Genomic DNA, 15,449 nt, shown 5'->3' on the forward strand with positions numbered 1-15,449 from the left:
TTCATGTTGGCCAGGGAAGAAAGTCCGTTGGAAAGAACCAGCGTAGCTTCTTCGTTTTGAGGATGTCGCCAAAGGTGTCTTCGAGGGAGTAGAAGTCCGGGTTGATGGTTACGGCTTCTACTTCATCCAGGTTCAGATCGTCGAACCAGTTGGTTACGCCGCCTGGGTTTTCATCCACGTAGATGTAGCTTTCTTCCGGTTCAGCCACTTTTTCAAAGACAGCACGGTCTGTCAGATTGCCGCACTGAACCGTGAAATGGTTTTCGCCGTCGTGCAGAGCAATGTCCTTGAACTCAACAACTTTCGCAGCAGGCAGAGAAGCTACTTCTTCGCCGTCGCGCAGCAGAACAACCGGAGCATTCTGGTTTGTGTAAACCTTGATATTGATGGTGTCTGTTGCACGGTTTCTGAAACGTTTGGAAGCGATGTGGATCATCGGTGTTTCAGACCAGTACGCCTGGTAAACAAAGTAGGAGTCTTTCTTGGTTTTGCGATCGAAGGTCATCAGACCTTTGTTGTTGCGGCCTTTTACTCCGCCTTCGTCACGGTTGTCCGCACCGAAGTCGAACATGTTCCAGATGTGAGTAGCCCACAGCCATGGACGCTCGTCGATCATTTTGGCCATGTGTTCGTGGTACAGAGCCTGATACTCTTCGGAGTAGTCGCCGCGGCAAGGCTTGTCGGAATGGAAGGAAATGTTGCCTTCGCAGCCGTATTCGGAAATACCGAGGGCACGTTCCGGGTAGTTTGCGTGGAATGTGTCGAACCAGCCGTCATTGTCTTCCACGGTTCCGCCGTACCAGCCGAAGTAATGGTTGTAGGAGAGGATATCCGTGAGCTGGTTGTGGTTGCTCGTCATAGGAAGCGGAGAAACCTGTGCCATTGTGGAAACACGGGTTTTATCCATTTCGTGAACGATGTCGTTCAGCTCGCAGAGGTGCTCGTAGAGACCTTCGTTTTCACCGCCGATGGTGATTTCGTTGGAAATGCCCCAGGTAACGATGGAAGGATGGTTGTAGTTCTGAACAATCAGCTCTCTCATCTGTTCTTTCGCGTTTTCGAAGGCGTTTTCGCCTGCGATTTCCGCGGAGATGAATGGAATTTCTGCCCATACGATCAGACCGAGTTCATCGCAGAGATCGTAGAATTCCTGAGCGTGCTGGTAGTGAGCCAGACGGATGGTGTTGGCGCCGAGTTCCTTGATCAGAAGCGCATCTTCCAGATGATCTTCGTAATCGAGTGCGTTGCCTTTGCTGGCACGGTCCTGGTGACGGCTCACGCCGCGCAGCGGAGTAAGAACACCGTTCAGGAAGAAGCCTTTCTGCGGATCTACGTGGAATTCACGGATACCGAGGCGGCCGGAAACTTCGTCAACCGTTTCGTTGTCTTCCATCACGCGGCATACAACGGTGTAGAGGTAAGGATCTTTTACGCCGTTCCAGAGGTGCGCGTTTTTCAGATCAAACTCGAAGGAAGTCGTTTCTTTCGCCGGTTTGGTCTGTGTTGCAGCAATGTTTCCTTCTTCGTCGTAGATGGTTACTTCTGCGCGGTTGATCTTTTTCGGATTCGTTACATAAGTGGTTACATTGACTTTTGCATCGTTGTTTTCGTTGAGGATTTTGGAATCCATTGCGAAGCCAGGTCCGCTCAGGTAATCCAGATCAAAGTGAGTGTCTTCCACAACGATCAGATCTACACCGCGGTAGAGGCCGCCGTAGAACGTGAAGTCCGCTGTCTGGGGGTAGATGTGATTTGCGGAGTTGTCCACTGCAGCGGTGATGATGTTGTCAGCACCGAGCTGCTTGTTGAGCAGATCTGTGATGTCGAAGCGGAAAGTGGAGTAGCCGCCTTCATGACGTCCGGCCTTCGTTCCGTTGACATAAATGTCTGCCGAGGAGTTTGCCCTTTGAATTCGATGTAAACGCGGCTTCCCGGTTTCATTTCGAATGTCGGAACATCAATCGTGTAGTAGAAAGTTCCACGCTGATAATCCGAACCGCCGTCTGTTCCGTCATACTTGTTCCAAGTGTGAGGCAGATCTACCGAGTAAGCAGTTTCGGAAACTTCCACAAAATTTTTGGGAGCTTCTTTAGAGAACTGCCAGCCTTCGTTTAAGGTGAGGTAATTTCTCATGTTCTGTCCTTTCTGTACGTCTGTACTTGTTCTAAAAAGTTAAAGAGAAGTAAAGCTGAATGCTGCTGAGTGAAACAGCCTTGTAACCGCTTTTATTATTCCTGTTCATTAACTTTATGTTCACATTCTAAAAGTGCAAACGCTTTATCGAAATTGTTTAAATTGTGCCAAACATTGAATTTCTTGCGCCAGCTAAGGCGGGATTCCCACTGGATTTCCGTATTTGTCGACGTTTTGAATTTTAATTAGTTCTATTCGAGTTGTTTGATATCCGGATTGCACATCCAGGCCGCCGAAGTTGAACGGTGCTGGCCAGGGAAAGAAATGAAAGGGTTTGTCATTTTTGAAAAATGTGAACGTTTGTGCCGTTTTCTGGGGGTTATGTCCTTCCCAGAACGAACTGCATTTTGTGCCGATCGTTTCATTTTCCTGCGGTTCCGATTATAGTCGCTCCGTTTATAAAACTTAATTTATTTACATACTTTATTGTTGTTATGAGATTGTGAATTAAATTGTTTCAGATTGTGCTATCCCACCGTCAAACCATTTGAGTACAGAAAAAACGGATCAAGGGAATTTTGCTGCGGGCATTCCTGGAGGGATTCCCTTGTTTCCGTTTTGTCAACGAAGCCCCGGCTGCAGACCGGCTTTTGAAATCCTTCGAAAAAGTCCAGTACCGCACCTGAAAAATCCGTCTTCTGCAGGCGTGCAGAAGGCGGATTTGGCGTCTTTTCGCGAATTTTCGGGTTTGTGTTTCCTGTTGTGTATATTGCGGTTCCTGCGCACTTCCAAGCGTCTGCTGATATGGATTCCTGGCTTTTACAGTTTCCTGTTTCCCCTTTCATACAGGAGGCATTTTTGCCATCGGACACAGCACCTCCCATTTTCTTCGAGAACTTATGATCGGAAAAAGGATATCCAGTCTCCTGAAGAAATGTCGCCGATTCCGTCTGGCTTTCCAGAATTCCCCTTTGATCGGACATGCGTTCTGGGCCAAAAAAGGAATACGAGCGTTGAATTTTATTTACTGTCTGCGGATTGGGATTGGATATCATCCGATCTCTTAAACAGTATTTTGAAATCCCGTTATTCGAATCGAACAAGTCCATTATTTTTTGTTCTATTGTTTCCCTGCTTACGACTGCCCGTTTACATGCTGCACAGGTCATCTTCCTTCTTTCGTCCTGCTTTCCACAAAGTCGGGCATGTGTCGAGCACATTGACTTTACGAAAAGAAAATGGCTCCGTTTGCTGATCTATATATAAGCAAAACGACTCGACTGCTTTTCCAAACAATTGAGCCGTTTCTGCAAGGTTGAACTATGTGAATCTCATGAGAAGTCCAGACCGGACTTCACTACGGAAATCGGTTTCTTTTTCCAGAACATTCGAATTGACATCCTGTCCGCTGTCTTTCCGCCTTCCGTTCTCTGACTTTCCAGTTCCGTCCCTTTGTGGAAAATCCGCAGCCGAAAATGGAAATTCGTTCGCGTTTTCCACTTGTAAAGACTTGCTCAAAACCTTGCATTTCTTGCTTCGAGCAGGCTTGCAAAAGAGATTCTGCCCGTGAATGTCTACAATGAAAGCGAATCCGATGAATCAGTATTTTCTTGACATTCTCAGCTGTCTAGATCTCAGGAATCATTCATTTTTTCAGGGATTTTTCAGGCTGTACAGAACGTATATCGACGGCTTCTTTAGCTGTCTTTAATCTTCTGGCAGCTTTGTAAAACTCCGGATTCAGTTCTGGTCTTGCCAGAATAAAACTCTTCTGCAGCCCTTGCAGGAGAGCGGAAAGCGAGGAACAGTAAAAATGAAAGCAACAGAACAAATCAGAACTTTCCATAACGAAAACGGACCGGACATCACAACTGTCGATCAGCCGGTCATCGAATCCGAAGGACTTTTCTTTAAGGACGTTGACGGATCCGGCGAGCTCAAAGCCTTCTCCGACTGGCGTCTTGATCCGAAAACCCGTGCCAAAGCCCTCACCTATGCCATGAGCACTGAGGAAAAAATCGGCCAGATTTTCGTTACCAGCCGCAACCCGTACACGACCGAAGGGTACATGGGCCGTCCTGCCGGCGGTTCCGATGGGAAAAACCTCAGTGACGAAACCGGACTGCTCGATGAAAACATTCTCGAAAATGTATCCATTTTCGCCGGCTACCGTCTGCCAGGAACCACCGAGGCCGTACGTCAGGACAGAATGAGAAATTTCATCCTGCGTACGAACCCGACACCGGCACAGCTGACCGACTGGCTCAACCAGATGCAGAACAAGGCGGAAAACAACGAACACTTTATCCCGGTTCTGGTGACCACAAACTCCCGTAACGAAAACGGTAAAGTCGTATTCGGTATGAACGATTCCGTTGGTACGTTCCCGGCATGGCCTGGAACAATGGGTATTGCCGCTGCCGTACTTGGCACCGACAATACGGGCATCGCAAAAGAATTTGGCGAATCCATCCGCAAGGAATGGTACGCAGCCGGTCTGCGCAAAGGCTACATGTACATGGCTGACGTCGTTACCGATCCAAGATGGCAGCGTATTTACGGTACCTTTGGCGAAAATCCAGAACTGATCGAGTCCATCTTCGAAGAACTCGTACCTGCAGTTCAGGGATCCAAGGAAGGCGTTACCCAGGATGGCGTAGCGCTCACGATCAAGCACTGGCCAGGCGGCGGAGCTCGTGAAAACGGCTTCGACCCGCACTACAAAGAAGGTCAGTGGAACGTATACGCAACCGAAGGATCTCTCGAAAAGTACCACACAAAAGGATTTGGCCCAGCCATTCGCTACAACGCCGGCTCGATCATGCCTTACTACGCGAAGCCTTCTAAAGAGAAGAGCGCACCGCAGTACGGCAAGGACGGCAAGGAAATCCGCTGGATTCCTGTTGGCTTTGCGTTCAACGACTACATGATCAACGACCTGCTCAAAGATCAGCACGGCTTCAAAGGCTACATCAACTCCGACTCCGGTATCATCGACAACATGGGCTGGGGCGTAGAAGCTCTCGACCGTCCGGAACGTATTGCGCTGGCCATTAACAACGGCGTAGATATGATTTCCGAATCCTACGGCGTTTCCTACGCAAAAGAAGCGATGGAACGCGCGACAAACGGCTACTACGATACGCACCCGATCCCAGAAGGCTACACGATCGAACAGATCACTCTCGGTGAAGATGCACTGAACCGTGCCGTTGAAAAGACGCTCGAAGAAAAATTCGCGCTGGGCATGTTCGAAAACCCATACCGCGATCCGCAGGTATCCGAACAGGCCATCACCCACAGCAATGACTGGGACAAGGCGATGAACGTTCACCGTCAGTCTGTGGTTCTGCTCAAGAACACGAACAATACCCTTCCCGTTGTGGAAACCGAAGGCAAGCTGTTCTACATCGAAGGCTTCGACCAGACCGCTGAAGCCAGCGAAAAATGGACCGCAAGCCTGAGAGAAGAATTCGCTAAGGAAAACGTCACCCTTACGGATGACTATGCGAAAGCCGATTACGCGATTCTGATGGTTTCCCGCAGTCCGGCAACTACTTCTCCGCAACCAAAGGTCTGCTCGAAATCGATCTTTGCGATGGCAAAGTTGTTGCTGACTTCAGCGAAGACGGCAAACCGCTCGAAACCACGCACGAAGAAACGACAGCTGCCGGCATCAACCTCATTCCGGCTGTTGCTGAAGCCGTTCATGCGCATGGCGGCAAAGTCATCGGCACGCTGAACATTTCCCTGCCCTGGATGCCGGGGAACCTCGAACCGTTCTGTGACGCTCTGCTCGCCGGATTCGATACATACACCAGCGCTTACCTCGATGTCATCTTCAACCGCTTCAGCCCGGTTGGCAAAATGCCGATCACGCTGCCGAAAAACGATGAAGTCATCGCAGTAAACAATGAAGGTGTCTGCATTTCCCACAACGACATCCCGGGTTATGCCAAAGACGAATTCATGCCGGAAGAACTCAAGGATGAAAACGGAAAAGCATACGCTTACCGTGATTCCGAAGGCAGCTACTACGAGTACGGATTCGGTCTGCGCTTCTAATTTCCTTTCTGCTTACGCGGCATACACGCTGTTTTGAGAATACCGGCTTTCCCTTCCAGACGGTCTGGAATCTCGATCGATCCTGTGCACGAGGAACAGCCCTTTAGCCGCTGACAAAACAAAGCACCAGATTTCCTTTCTCTGTCTCTGTTCAAGACTTTGCAGACCGGTTCTGCAGGTTGTGAATGGAAGACGGGACTGGATATCTGGTGCTTTTCTTTTGATGAAATGAAAATTTCTGACTCTTTTGTTTTCTGGAAATGTGCAGATCGCTTTCCTCCGATTACAGGACAATTCTTAATCCTTTATTATCCATAAATGAACTGGCTTTATTTTTGATGGTTTATATCGGTATTCTTTTGTAAGAGAAAGCGCGCGGAATGGAGAAAGGATATTTTCATGAAATCGATTCAAAATTTTGTTTATTCGAGAGAGTACCGGCCAATGATTTATATTTCTGCGCATCCAGCAGATTTCCAGGCGCATTTTCAAAGCATCCGGCAAGATCTGTTTGATCTTACTCAATGTATTCTTTATTACGATCCAGATCCCGATCATCCCGAAGACCTTTCCCGTTTTGTCTCGGATCTTTCGCAGATGAATCTGATTATCCTGCCGATCACGCAGAAATTTTTACGTGAAGAAAGCTTTGCGCACGACTGGATTCTTCGGTTGATTGAAAAGCTGCACCTGCCCTTTCTTCCGATCTGTGCCGACCAGGACGTTTTTCCTTTTCTCCAGAAATATATTCCGGCTTTTCACGCCCTCGCCCGTTTTTGCGAAGATCCGAAAGAGCCGTCCTTTTACAAAAGCTTCAGGACTATCTCAATACGCTTTTTCCTTCTTCCAGACAGATCCAGGATGTTCAGGCCGCTCTGTCTCAAAATCTGTGGATGCAAAATGTCGATACGGGCTGTTCCGATCCATTCAACGACTCCGGCGAAACTCTCTGCTATCGGTTTCCTGAGGCTGCCCGTTTCCTGTATTCAAAGTATTCGAACCTCCTTGCCAAAAGGACAGAAAGCCGCACCGCTGCACAGGAAACGATTCTATCTGATCCATTTCCGACCGCCTTTTTTCGCTTCGTTTTCAGAAAAATCCGGGCTGGGAAATGCGGTGCTTCCTGTTTCTGAAACAGGACGCAATGCTCATCCCCGTCTGGCAGCTTACCCAGAAAAAGATGTTGGATGCAGATCCTTGCCGCATCTTTTGCCTGGAGGACTCTTTCGGTTTCCAGAACCAAAAGGAAAACGAAAGTCTCCATTTTCCTGTACTTAATCCGGCTGACCCCAAAATCCCTTTACCGACAGCGCTCAGCAGCTTTACCGAACGGGTCTTGCCTGCATGAACGGAATTGGAAGACCGATCGACTATGAAAAAGGCATCGCCTGCCTTCAAAAAGCAGCTGAAATGAACCACACGAGTGCAATGGACGAAATGATTTTCCTTCATCTCTACGGAAAAGGCGTCCCGGCAAGTCTCAATGAGGCGATACAATGGGCCGAAAAACGAGTGGAGGTGCACCCCGACTATCCTTCCCATCTGCTTGCAGCCCGGCTTCGAACTGAAAAAGACCAGCTTCATGAAGCCGTTCTCCACGCACTGGATGCCCTCTCGTGTTTAGACTCCGCTAATCCGGATCCCCATTCCCGTTTTGTAGAAGATGATCCGGTCGTTCTGGAATGGAAGCAGAAGTCTTCCTGGCTTTTTCGTTTTATCGCCGAACTTTGCATGAGACAGAAGGATTTCTCCGTTTCGAAATATTACATCAATCAGTCGCTCGTACTGGATCAAGAAATCTTGAAGATCCGGGAGTCGAATGGGCAAAACAAGTCCATCTGGCCAGAGAATGCCGATTTGATCGTTCCAAATAACGAGGAAATGGATCGAATCCGGCAGCACTTGTGGGCGACATATCTCGCTTTAGGAGAAATTGCGCGCCAGAACGGCCGAAATCTGGAAGCCGAACGCAGCTATCGGCATGCGGATGAGCTTAGCGTCACTGTACTTGGACACGACAGTTCCTCTCTGGCTCTGTATCATTTTTCGTATGCTCAGGAATGTTTTGGCGACCTGTATTTTTACTGGGAGACGCTGTATGTCCAGCACCGTGAGGACATGCTGATCAAGGCGAAATCGTATTACGAGAACGCGCTTTCGAATTATCAGAGACTGCTCGAACATCGGATTTATCCCCGGTGCATGATGCTCCGTCGACTGCGTGCAGTTTTTCTTAAACTCAGCTGGATTTACAGGGACCAGGATCTTTTCATCGTGTCCGTGTATTTTGCGTACCGGGGGTTGCAGATGGCCAAATCCAATATGGAAGAATTTTGCAGTCTGAAAACCAGACAGGAATTTGCCTGTGCCTGTCTGCAGGCAGCCGAGGCCCAGGCGCTGTCTAAAAACTGGGATAAAGCCGAAGCGTATTATTCCAGGGCTTTGCGGATGTACGGCGAGCTTAAGGAAAACAGCCCCTCTTTGGATTTGCAGCGTTATGAAGCAGAAAGTCTCGCCGGACTGGGGGATGTCGTTTGAGCCCGCCAGAAAACAGAAGAAGCCATTGAACTGTACCAGAAGAGCTGCACGATTCTTCAGTCGCTTTATGGAGAAAACCGTACAGTGGAAGGCACCCGATCGCTCTGCATCCAGCTCGATCGTCTTGTCAAAGCGTGTTTGTCCTTGAACGATCTTGAACAGGCGCTGCGCATCAATCGGATTGCCCTGGATCAGGCGGAATGACTGAATCTGGGATCACAGATTTACGCGGACTGTTTTTGTTTGACCGGATTACCTACCGGCAGGTCTGCATCGAAACCGATCTTCATCTGTATGAGCAGGCCGATGAACACGCCAGTCAGGCTCTCAGTCTCTTCGCGATGATGTATGACATCAATAAAACCTCCTTTCACTATTTTCAGGCCGGCAGGACATGGAATCTGCTCGCCAGAATTGCTCTTGAACAGGAGGAATATGCCGATGCGGAAGAGAACGCCTGGAACGCTCTGGTAATTTTGCTGGATGTTCGAAAGGAACTCGAATCCCAGGACCTGCTGTTCGATCTGGAGCAGTGTCTGAACGTTCTGAAAGTATGCGCCTGGCAGTCTGGAGACGGCTTTATGTACATAGTCTACAAAAACGGCATAGAGAAATTCAGACAGAAACGAATCGCACGAAAGAGAGATTCACTGGACTGAGCGATTCCGTCCGGCCAGCGTTTCTTCCCTGTTCCAGGCGGATTGCGCCCAGAATGCCGCTTCAAAAATCGAAAAACCGCCGCAAAAAAGTTCTGCCCGTCGATTGCGAGGGACAGAACTTTTCTTCTGGTCTCAATTGTTCGGAATCAGTACAGAATGTCGTCTTCCGGCTTCCAGCGCGGAATTTCCACAAAGAAGCGGCTTCCCTTTCCCGGCTGGGAATCCAGACGAATCGTTCCGGAAAGCTTCTCGAGGGTATGTTTTACAATCGCCAGACCAAGACCGGTTCCCGTTTTCGATCGGGAAGGGTCGGCGGTAAAAAGCGTTCAAAAATTCGATCCTGCAGACTTTCGTCAATGCCCGGCCCGTCATCGGCCACTTCGACCAGGGCGGTATTCGCGTCCAGTACGGATACGCAAACCTGAATATGCCCGTTTTCAAAGCCGTAGCGGATCGCGTTTTCCATCAGATTTTTCAGGATCCGTTCCAGATCTGTGCGGGTGGCGCAGACATCCACTGATGCACCGGTGCATTCGATCGTCATCGATTTCAGATCCGCTGCGCTTTTCAGATTTTCACTGATCTCTTTGGCCGCCCCATACAGATCGGATTTGGGATTGCCTTCTTTTCTTTCGTTTTCCAGCCGGGAAAGCGTAATGATGTCGCTGACCATTTCCGTCATACGACGGGATTCCTTAAGAATGTAGCCAAGGAATCTGGATTCGTCTTCCTTGCGGACCATGCCGCTGGCCAGAAGTTCTGCGCTTGAGGAAATCGTCTGCAGCGGCGTTTTGAGCTCATGCGTGACGTTGGCTGTAAACTCCTGACGGCGCATCGCTGCCTGCTGGCGGTCCGTAATATCCAGAGCGAGAACCATGGCGCCGATCACTTCCTGATTTTTCCAGATCGGCTGGGCTTCCAGCGAATAGATTTTTCCTTTTTATGCCGAAGTTCCTTCAGGCTTTCTCCTGCCAGCGCGCACTGAATGAGCTGACGGAGCTGACGGCTGTGACCGTACAGATCAATACCGTCTTCCGTTTTCAGCCTTCCTTTCGGTTTGGCTTTCCCTTCGGCGGTCTGTTCTCCTGCCTGGGTGTACTGATCGTTTAAAGGATCAAGATTTTGAGCTGCTGCATACGCTACGTTTCCAGCCTTTGTTTTTTTCCTGCATGGGCAGAGCGAAAATCTCACGGGCTGCCTGATTGATCAGCGTTGCCCGTCCCGTTTTCCAGACCATGATCAGCCCTTCATCCATCGAATCGCTCAGCGCATCAAATTCCATCTGGCTTTCTTCGAGCGCGTCAATCTGCTCGGCAATTTGCCGGTTGTTTTCATCCAGACGTTCCAGAAGCGGACGAAGCTGTTCATACGGAATGTTTTCCAGCGGTTTCGCGGGATCGATGGCATTGATCGGGGTCACGATGTGCCGCGATAAAAGGCGAGCCAGAATATAGCTGAGAAGCAGCAGAAGTGGAATCAGAATCAGAACCGGCATGACCATCTGTCCAAAAAGCATGATCAGCGAGGAATGGGTCTGGGACAGCCGGAGAATTCTTCCGTTGGCCAGACGCATGGCTGCGTTGTACGTTTCCGTATTCGATGTCGAGGAGTGACGAATCGAAAATCCCTTGCCGCTTTCTCTGGCTTCGGCGATTTCTTCACGGTCCTTATGATTGCTCTCGTGGGCGATATTTAAGGAATCGTAGACGACTTCCCCGTCTGGATCGATCAGACACAGCCGCAGGTCGCCCTGGTTGAACAGCTCAAAATCTTCATCCAGAAGATCGATCTGTTCCTGCACGTCCGATCGGTTGAGTACCGAAGCGACCCGGGCGGTTTCGCTGTCGAGATTGCCGATCTGTTCGTCTACAAAGCCGCGATACATGATCCGTACCGAGATGAGAACCGCCAGAGAGAGCACGAGAAGACAGGCGCCGAAAATCGACTGAAAGATTTTGCGCGTCATGCGTCTTCCCTCATGCGATAGCCGATCCCGCGTACCGTTTCGATTCGATCGCCTTCCCAGAGCAGCTTGCTGCGAAGGGATCGAATGTGAACGTCCACCGTCCGCGTTTCGCCCGCAAAATCCGTTTTCCATACTTCATAAAGAAGATCGTCGCGGCTGAACGCTTTTCGCGGATGTTCCAGAAAAAGGGCGAGCAGATCAAATTCCTTGCGGGACAGCTCGAGTTCGATTTTCCTGTCTTCGCCTGGTTTTCCCTCCGCTTCCTTCTTTTCCAGCCACGCTTTATGACTCGAAGGATCGAGGCGGATATCCCCAGCGCTAGAATCGAATTTTTCTTTCGGCAGAACCCGCATTCTGACAGCGGCGCAGGACCGCTTTGATCCGGGCAACCATTTCCATCATTCCAAAGGGCTTGACCAGATAGTCGTCCGCTCCATATTCAAACGCTTTGACCTTGTCGCTTTCCCGCCCTTTGGCGGTCGTCATAATGACCGGAATCTGTGCGGTGTCCGGATTTTGGCGCAGCTGCTGCAAAATCGTCAGGCCATCGCTCTGCCATAACATGATGTCCAGCAGCACGAGATCCGGTTTTGTCTCGGCTTCGTTCATCGCCTGCCAGAACGCTGCGCCGTCTTCAAATCCCTCGGCGTCAAATCCGCAGGATTTCAGGGTGTAGATCAGAATATCTCGAATACTGGTTTCGTCTTCGACGCACCAAATACGGTTTTGTTCCATTTTTCCTCCTTTGCCCCGAAACAGGACGGGCTGTTCTGCATTCTTGCAGATCGAAAGCGTACAGATTTGCTTTGTATAAACACGGGTAGAGAGAAATCGCATTTGCGCGAATCCAGAACCGATCTATTTCTCAGTATAAAGCGTATGGTAAACGGCCATGGGCAGAGAGCCGTCCGGCTTTCCGTTGAGCGGGTTCATAACGTGCAAAAGCACTTTCCCAAAGGTGAGAAAGTGCAGAGAAACGGATCCAGTACGGCGTATTCTTTCAGATCCGATTCAGATATACGGTTTTATTCTTTGTGGAACCGGTTTATATGATTTCAGCGTTCGATGCGCACGAGGGCACAGGACGCCGGCGATGCGGAAGAAACCAGTCCAGCAGAATCTGCGCTCGCTCCGAGCTCCGGCTGACGATGCAGAGTATTCTGCCAGGCATCTTCATCGGCCAGACGCAGGGTACGCAGGGCGATCTGTTCGTAACACTCTGCAGCATCGAAGAACAGCCAGCTCGTTTCGGCATGTTCCTTATTTTTCTGTGCCCGCTGGAAATGGGCGCGCCGGCGTTCTTCGATATTGGACTGAATGGAAACCACTTCCTGCTGAACGCGCAAAATCGCTTCTTTCGCTTCAGGCGAAGTCTGCATACTCTTTCCTGGCCGATCTGCAGCCGAAAGAGCGCTTCTTTACACAGTGTGGAGAGCGTATTGATATCTTCTTTCATCGATTCACTGAGGGCGTGATCGCCCAGAGAATCTTCTTTCATCGTACCGATCGCAATGCAGTTCATGGCAATCTGGTGCAGGTCTCTGGCGGAAAGCAGAATGCGCTGCAGCTGTTTCTGCTCGGATTCGTTCAGTGTCTGTAAATCGACGCCGCTGCAGTATTCCTTGACCTTGATGCAGTCGGCAAGAATTTTCGCACCCTTTTCGTGGAGCTTGCCGTTGTCTTTCGAATCGATCAGCACTTCCCGGGAAAGATCAATTAACGAGAGGCATTTGCCTTTCAGAACGTCGAGCTGGGCGAACAGAGCCTGAATCGCCGCATTCGGAATGGACTGCAGACGCGGATCGAGCAGAGCGGCGGAATGCTTTTTCTGGTGCTTGGCCGGATTGATCAGAATTTTGGAAAGTTCCACAAGCTGCTTTCGAAACGGAAACAGAATGGCCGTTACCGCCACGTTAAAGCCGGTATGGAACAGCGCAAGCGAAGACGAACTGACCCCGGCCATCATAAGCGACGGCTGGAACATGAAAAATACCACCGCGGCAGCGCCGACAATGAGTGCCCCGATCACGTTGAATTCGAGATGAATCATCGCGGCGCGCTTCGCGTTCGTATCGCCGGAAAGCGAAGAAAGCAGAGCGGTCACGCAGGTACCGATGTTCTGACCTAACGCGATAAATACGGCAGAACCCCAGTTGACCGCGCCGGCCATAGCCATCGTCTGCAAAATACCCATCGAAGCCGAAGAAGACTGAATGATGGCAGTAACGCCAACGCCGGCCAGAACGCCGAGCAGCGGATTCGATCCGAGCACTTCAAACACTTTGGTGAAAACCGGCGAATCGGCATAGGGCGTAATCGATCCGGACATCGACGAAAGCCCCAGAAACAAAATGCCAAAGCCGATCAGAATTTTGCTTCCGTCCTTAAGACGGCTCGATTTGACCGTCATAGAAAGAATGACACCGCTCATGAGCAGAATCGGGGCAATCATTTCCGGTTTGAGAAAGGAAGCCCACTCGCCCATCGAGACGATCCATCCGGTCATGGTCGTACCAATATTAGCGCCCATGATGACCGTGCACGCCTGGGTCAGCGACATCAGCGATGCGTTTACAAAACCGACGACCATAACCGTCGTTGCGGAAGAAGACTGAATGATGGCGGTCACGAGCGCGCCGGCCAGCAGACCCATCAGTGGATTTTTAGTCAGCGATTCGAGCAGGCGCCGGGTCTTGTCGCCCGCGGCTTTCTGCAGGCCTTCGCCCATCAGTTCCATTCCATACAGGAACATCCCCAGACCGCCCGCAAAGAGCAGCAGGGTCTTGATCATTTCTAAATTCATGAATTACACTCCTCGGTCCGCCCGCAGGGCGTCCTTATGACAAGGTAGCTTGCTTTGCGGCGCTCCTTTGTATACAGCACCGTCTGGTTTTTCCTTTTGCCGGCTCTGCGCGTTTTCGCGACAGAGGCGCTGAAGCCGGTCCTGCTTTTTTACGTTGCGATACAGAAGTTCAATGAGCAGAGCACAAAAGCCGATCACAGAAAAGACGACAAGCACGAAGATCATTTCTTTCACCTGGATCCCTCCTTGTACTCCCATAGTAAAAATCCCCATTTTCGGCTCTATCTGCGTTTGGAAAAGCTTTTGTAAAATCTATGTAAACCCGTAAGCGTTGCGAAGCTGGTTTTTGGACAAAGAGAAAGCTGAGTCTTCCCTGCCTTTTGGCATAAAGAAAAGACCTTTTCCGGAAATATGGATCCAGAAAAGGTCTTCGTGTTCTTATGGTTCGGTTTTGTATTTACAGGTCTGGTTTAAGGCTTACTTCTTGATTTCGTGGAATTTGTCAGCGGCTTTTTTGCAGAGGGCTTCGATTTCGTCGAATTTGCCTTCTTTGATCAGATCCGTTTTAACCATCCAGCTTCCGCCTACGCAGAAGATGCAGTCATCCTTGAGGTAGTCTTCCATGTTCTTTTCGTTGATTCCGCCAGACGGCATGAAACGCATCATGTTGAACGGAGCAGCGATGTTCTTGATCATTTTCAGACCGCCGGAAGCTTCAGCCGGGAAGAATTTTACTTCGCGCAGACCGAGTACGTAGCACTGCTGAATATCGGTCGGGGTGCAGGTTCCTGGGAGAACCGGTACGTTCTTTTCGATGCAGTATTTTACTACGTCTGCATCAAGCGCCGGGGATACGATGAACTGAGCACCAGCTTCGAGAGCTTCGTCAACCATAGCGGTTGTGAGAACGGTTCCGGCACCAACGAGCAGTTCCGGACATTCCTTGCGCATAACGGCAATGGAATCTTTAGCTGCTGCGGTACGGAAGGTTACTTCGGCAGCAGGCAGGCCGCCGGCCAGCAGAGTCTTGCCGAGGGAGCGGCATCTTTTACATCTTCGAGTACGACAACAGGGATAATTCCGATCTGTTCAAATTTTTCAAACGTTGCATTCATATGGGTCACCTGATTCTTTCTTTATCCAACATCGACAGCCAGCATGGCAAATCACGCCTGCACCGGCTTCGAAAGCCTGTACTAAAAGCCTGTACTAATAGTACATCGTGAACGCGCATAACTTGCCTGATGTGATTGCCGGCTGTATTACGGGCATTGGCAATGTCTGT

General features: G+C 50.0%; 16 protein-coding genes and 1 pseudogene. 5 read left to right on the plus strand and 12 right to left on the minus strand.

What is annotated here, in order from left to right; all coding sequences use genetic code 11:
- Position 1: 1 nt before the first annotated feature.
- The 3 genes from KWG61_RS11320 to KWG61_RS11330 form a co-directional block, all read right to left on the minus strand.
- The gene (locus KWG61_RS11320; protein WP_242743798.1) at positions 2-1,768 is read right to left on the minus strand and encodes a glycoside hydrolase family 2 protein; all 1,767 of its coding nucleotides are present in this window, start codon (positions 1,766-1,768) and stop codon (positions 2-4) included.
- Complete coding sequence (locus tag KWG61_RS11325) at positions 1,693-2,133, minus strand: hypothetical protein (RefSeq protein WP_242743800.1); 441 nt, start codon at positions 2,131-2,133, stop codon at positions 1,693-1,695. Before KWG61_RS11325 ends, KWG61_RS11320 begins: the two co-directional genes overlap by 76 nt.
- Before the next feature lie 527 nt (positions 2,134-2,660).
- Entirely contained in the window at positions 2,661-3,236 is a 576-nt protein-coding gene (locus KWG61_RS11330) for a hypothetical protein (RefSeq protein ID WP_242743802.1), read from the minus strand.
- A 710-nt stretch (positions 3,237-3,946) separates the two neighbouring features.
- Between KWG61_RS11330 and KWG61_RS11335 the strand changes: the two genes are divergently transcribed.
- From KWG61_RS11335 to KWG61_RS11350, 4 genes and pseudogenes are all read left to right on the plus strand, one after another.
- On the plus strand, positions 3,947-5,875 hold the full coding sequence (locus KWG61_RS11335; protein WP_242743803.1) for a glycoside hydrolase family 3 protein: 1,929 nt from the start codon (positions 3,947-3,949) through the stop codon (positions 5,873-5,875).
- Positions 5,876-5,892: 17 nt separating this feature from the next.
- Complete coding sequence (locus tag KWG61_RS11340; RefSeq protein WP_242743805.1) at positions 5,893-6,198, plus strand: hypothetical protein; 306 nt, start codon at positions 5,893-5,895, stop codon at positions 6,196-6,198.
- A 1,335-nt stretch (positions 6,199-7,533) separates the two neighbouring features.
- Positions 7,534-8,736: pseudogene (locus tag KWG61_RS11345) on the plus strand (hypothetical protein); the annotation flags it as partial.
- A 200-nt stretch (positions 8,737-8,936) separates the two neighbouring features.
- A complete protein-coding gene (locus tag KWG61_RS11350) occupies positions 8,937-9,395 on the plus strand; it encodes a hypothetical protein (RefSeq protein WP_242743809.1) in 459 nt (152 codons plus the stop codon).
- A gap of 146 nt (positions 9,396-9,541) precedes the next feature.
- Here KWG61_RS11350 and KWG61_RS17675 read toward each other — a convergent pair whose 3' ends face one another.
- Positions 9,542-9,670 carry a hypothetical protein gene (locus KWG61_RS17675; protein WP_367614374.1) on the minus strand — a complete coding sequence of 43 codons (129 nt, stop codon included), beginning with the start codon at positions 9,668-9,670 and terminating at the stop codon, positions 9,542-9,544.
- Positions 9,658-10,284, minus strand: coding sequence for a cell wall metabolism sensor histidine kinase WalK (locus KWG61_RS11355; protein ID WP_242743810.1), 627 nt, complete (start codon positions 10,282-10,284; stop codon positions 9,658-9,660). The genes KWG61_RS17675 and KWG61_RS11355 overlap by 13 nt, the downstream gene beginning before the upstream one ends.
- A gap of 53 nt (positions 10,285-10,337) precedes the next feature.
- Between KWG61_RS11355 and KWG61_RS11360 the strand changes: the two genes are divergently transcribed.
- Entirely contained in the window at positions 10,338-10,505 is a 168-nt protein-coding gene (locus KWG61_RS11360; RefSeq protein ID WP_242743812.1) for a hypothetical protein, read from the plus strand.
- Between the two features lie 4 nt (positions 10,506-10,509).
- On the opposite strand, the gene KWG61_RS11365 is transcribed toward KWG61_RS11360, so the two are convergent.
- From KWG61_RS11365 to KWG61_RS16390, 7 genes are all read right to left on the minus strand, one after another.
- Positions 10,510-11,361 carry a hypothetical protein gene (locus tag KWG61_RS11365; protein ID WP_242743814.1) on the minus strand — a complete coding sequence of 284 codons (852 nt, stop codon included), beginning with the start codon at positions 11,359-11,361 and terminating at the stop codon, positions 10,510-10,512.
- On the minus strand, positions 11,358-11,714 hold the full coding sequence (locus tag KWG61_RS11370; protein WP_242743815.1) for a winged helix-turn-helix domain-containing protein: 357 nt from the start codon (positions 11,712-11,714) through the stop codon (positions 11,358-11,360). Before KWG61_RS11370 ends, KWG61_RS11365 begins: the two co-directional genes overlap by 4 nt.
- Entirely contained in the window at positions 11,680-12,096 is a 417-nt protein-coding gene (locus tag KWG61_RS11375; RefSeq protein WP_242743816.1) for a response regulator transcription factor, read from the minus strand. Before KWG61_RS11375 ends, KWG61_RS11370 begins: the two co-directional genes overlap by 35 nt.
- A gap of 310 nt (positions 12,097-12,406) precedes the next feature.
- Positions 12,407-14,164, minus strand: a complete 1,758-nt coding sequence (locus KWG61_RS11380) for a Na/Pi cotransporter family protein (protein ID WP_242743818.1) — start codon at positions 14,162-14,164, stop codon at positions 12,407-12,409.
- Between the two features lie 3 nt (positions 14,165-14,167).
- Positions 14,168-14,398, minus strand: coding sequence for a hypothetical protein (locus tag KWG61_RS11385; RefSeq protein WP_230267098.1), 231 nt, complete (start codon positions 14,396-14,398; stop codon positions 14,168-14,170).
- 243 nt (positions 14,399-14,641) lie between these two features.
- Positions 14,642-15,187 carry a bifunctional 4-hydroxy-2-oxoglutarate aldolase/2-dehydro-3-deoxy-phosphogluconate aldolase gene (gene eda, locus KWG61_RS11390; protein ID WP_367614375.1) on the minus strand — a complete coding sequence of 182 codons (546 nt, stop codon included), beginning with the start codon at positions 15,185-15,187 and terminating at the stop codon, positions 14,642-14,644.
- A complete protein-coding gene (locus KWG61_RS16390; protein WP_256460677.1) occupies positions 15,154-15,279 on the minus strand; it encodes a hypothetical protein in 126 nt (41 codons plus the stop codon). The genes eda and KWG61_RS16390 overlap by 34 nt, the downstream gene beginning before the upstream one ends.
- Between the last annotated feature and the right edge of the window lie 170 nt (positions 15,280-15,449).

The organism is Allobaculum sp. Allo2, assembly GCF_022701175.1.
GTDB lineage: Bacteria > Bacillota_I > Bacilli_A > Erysipelotrichales > Erysipelotrichaceae > Allobaculum > Allobaculum fili.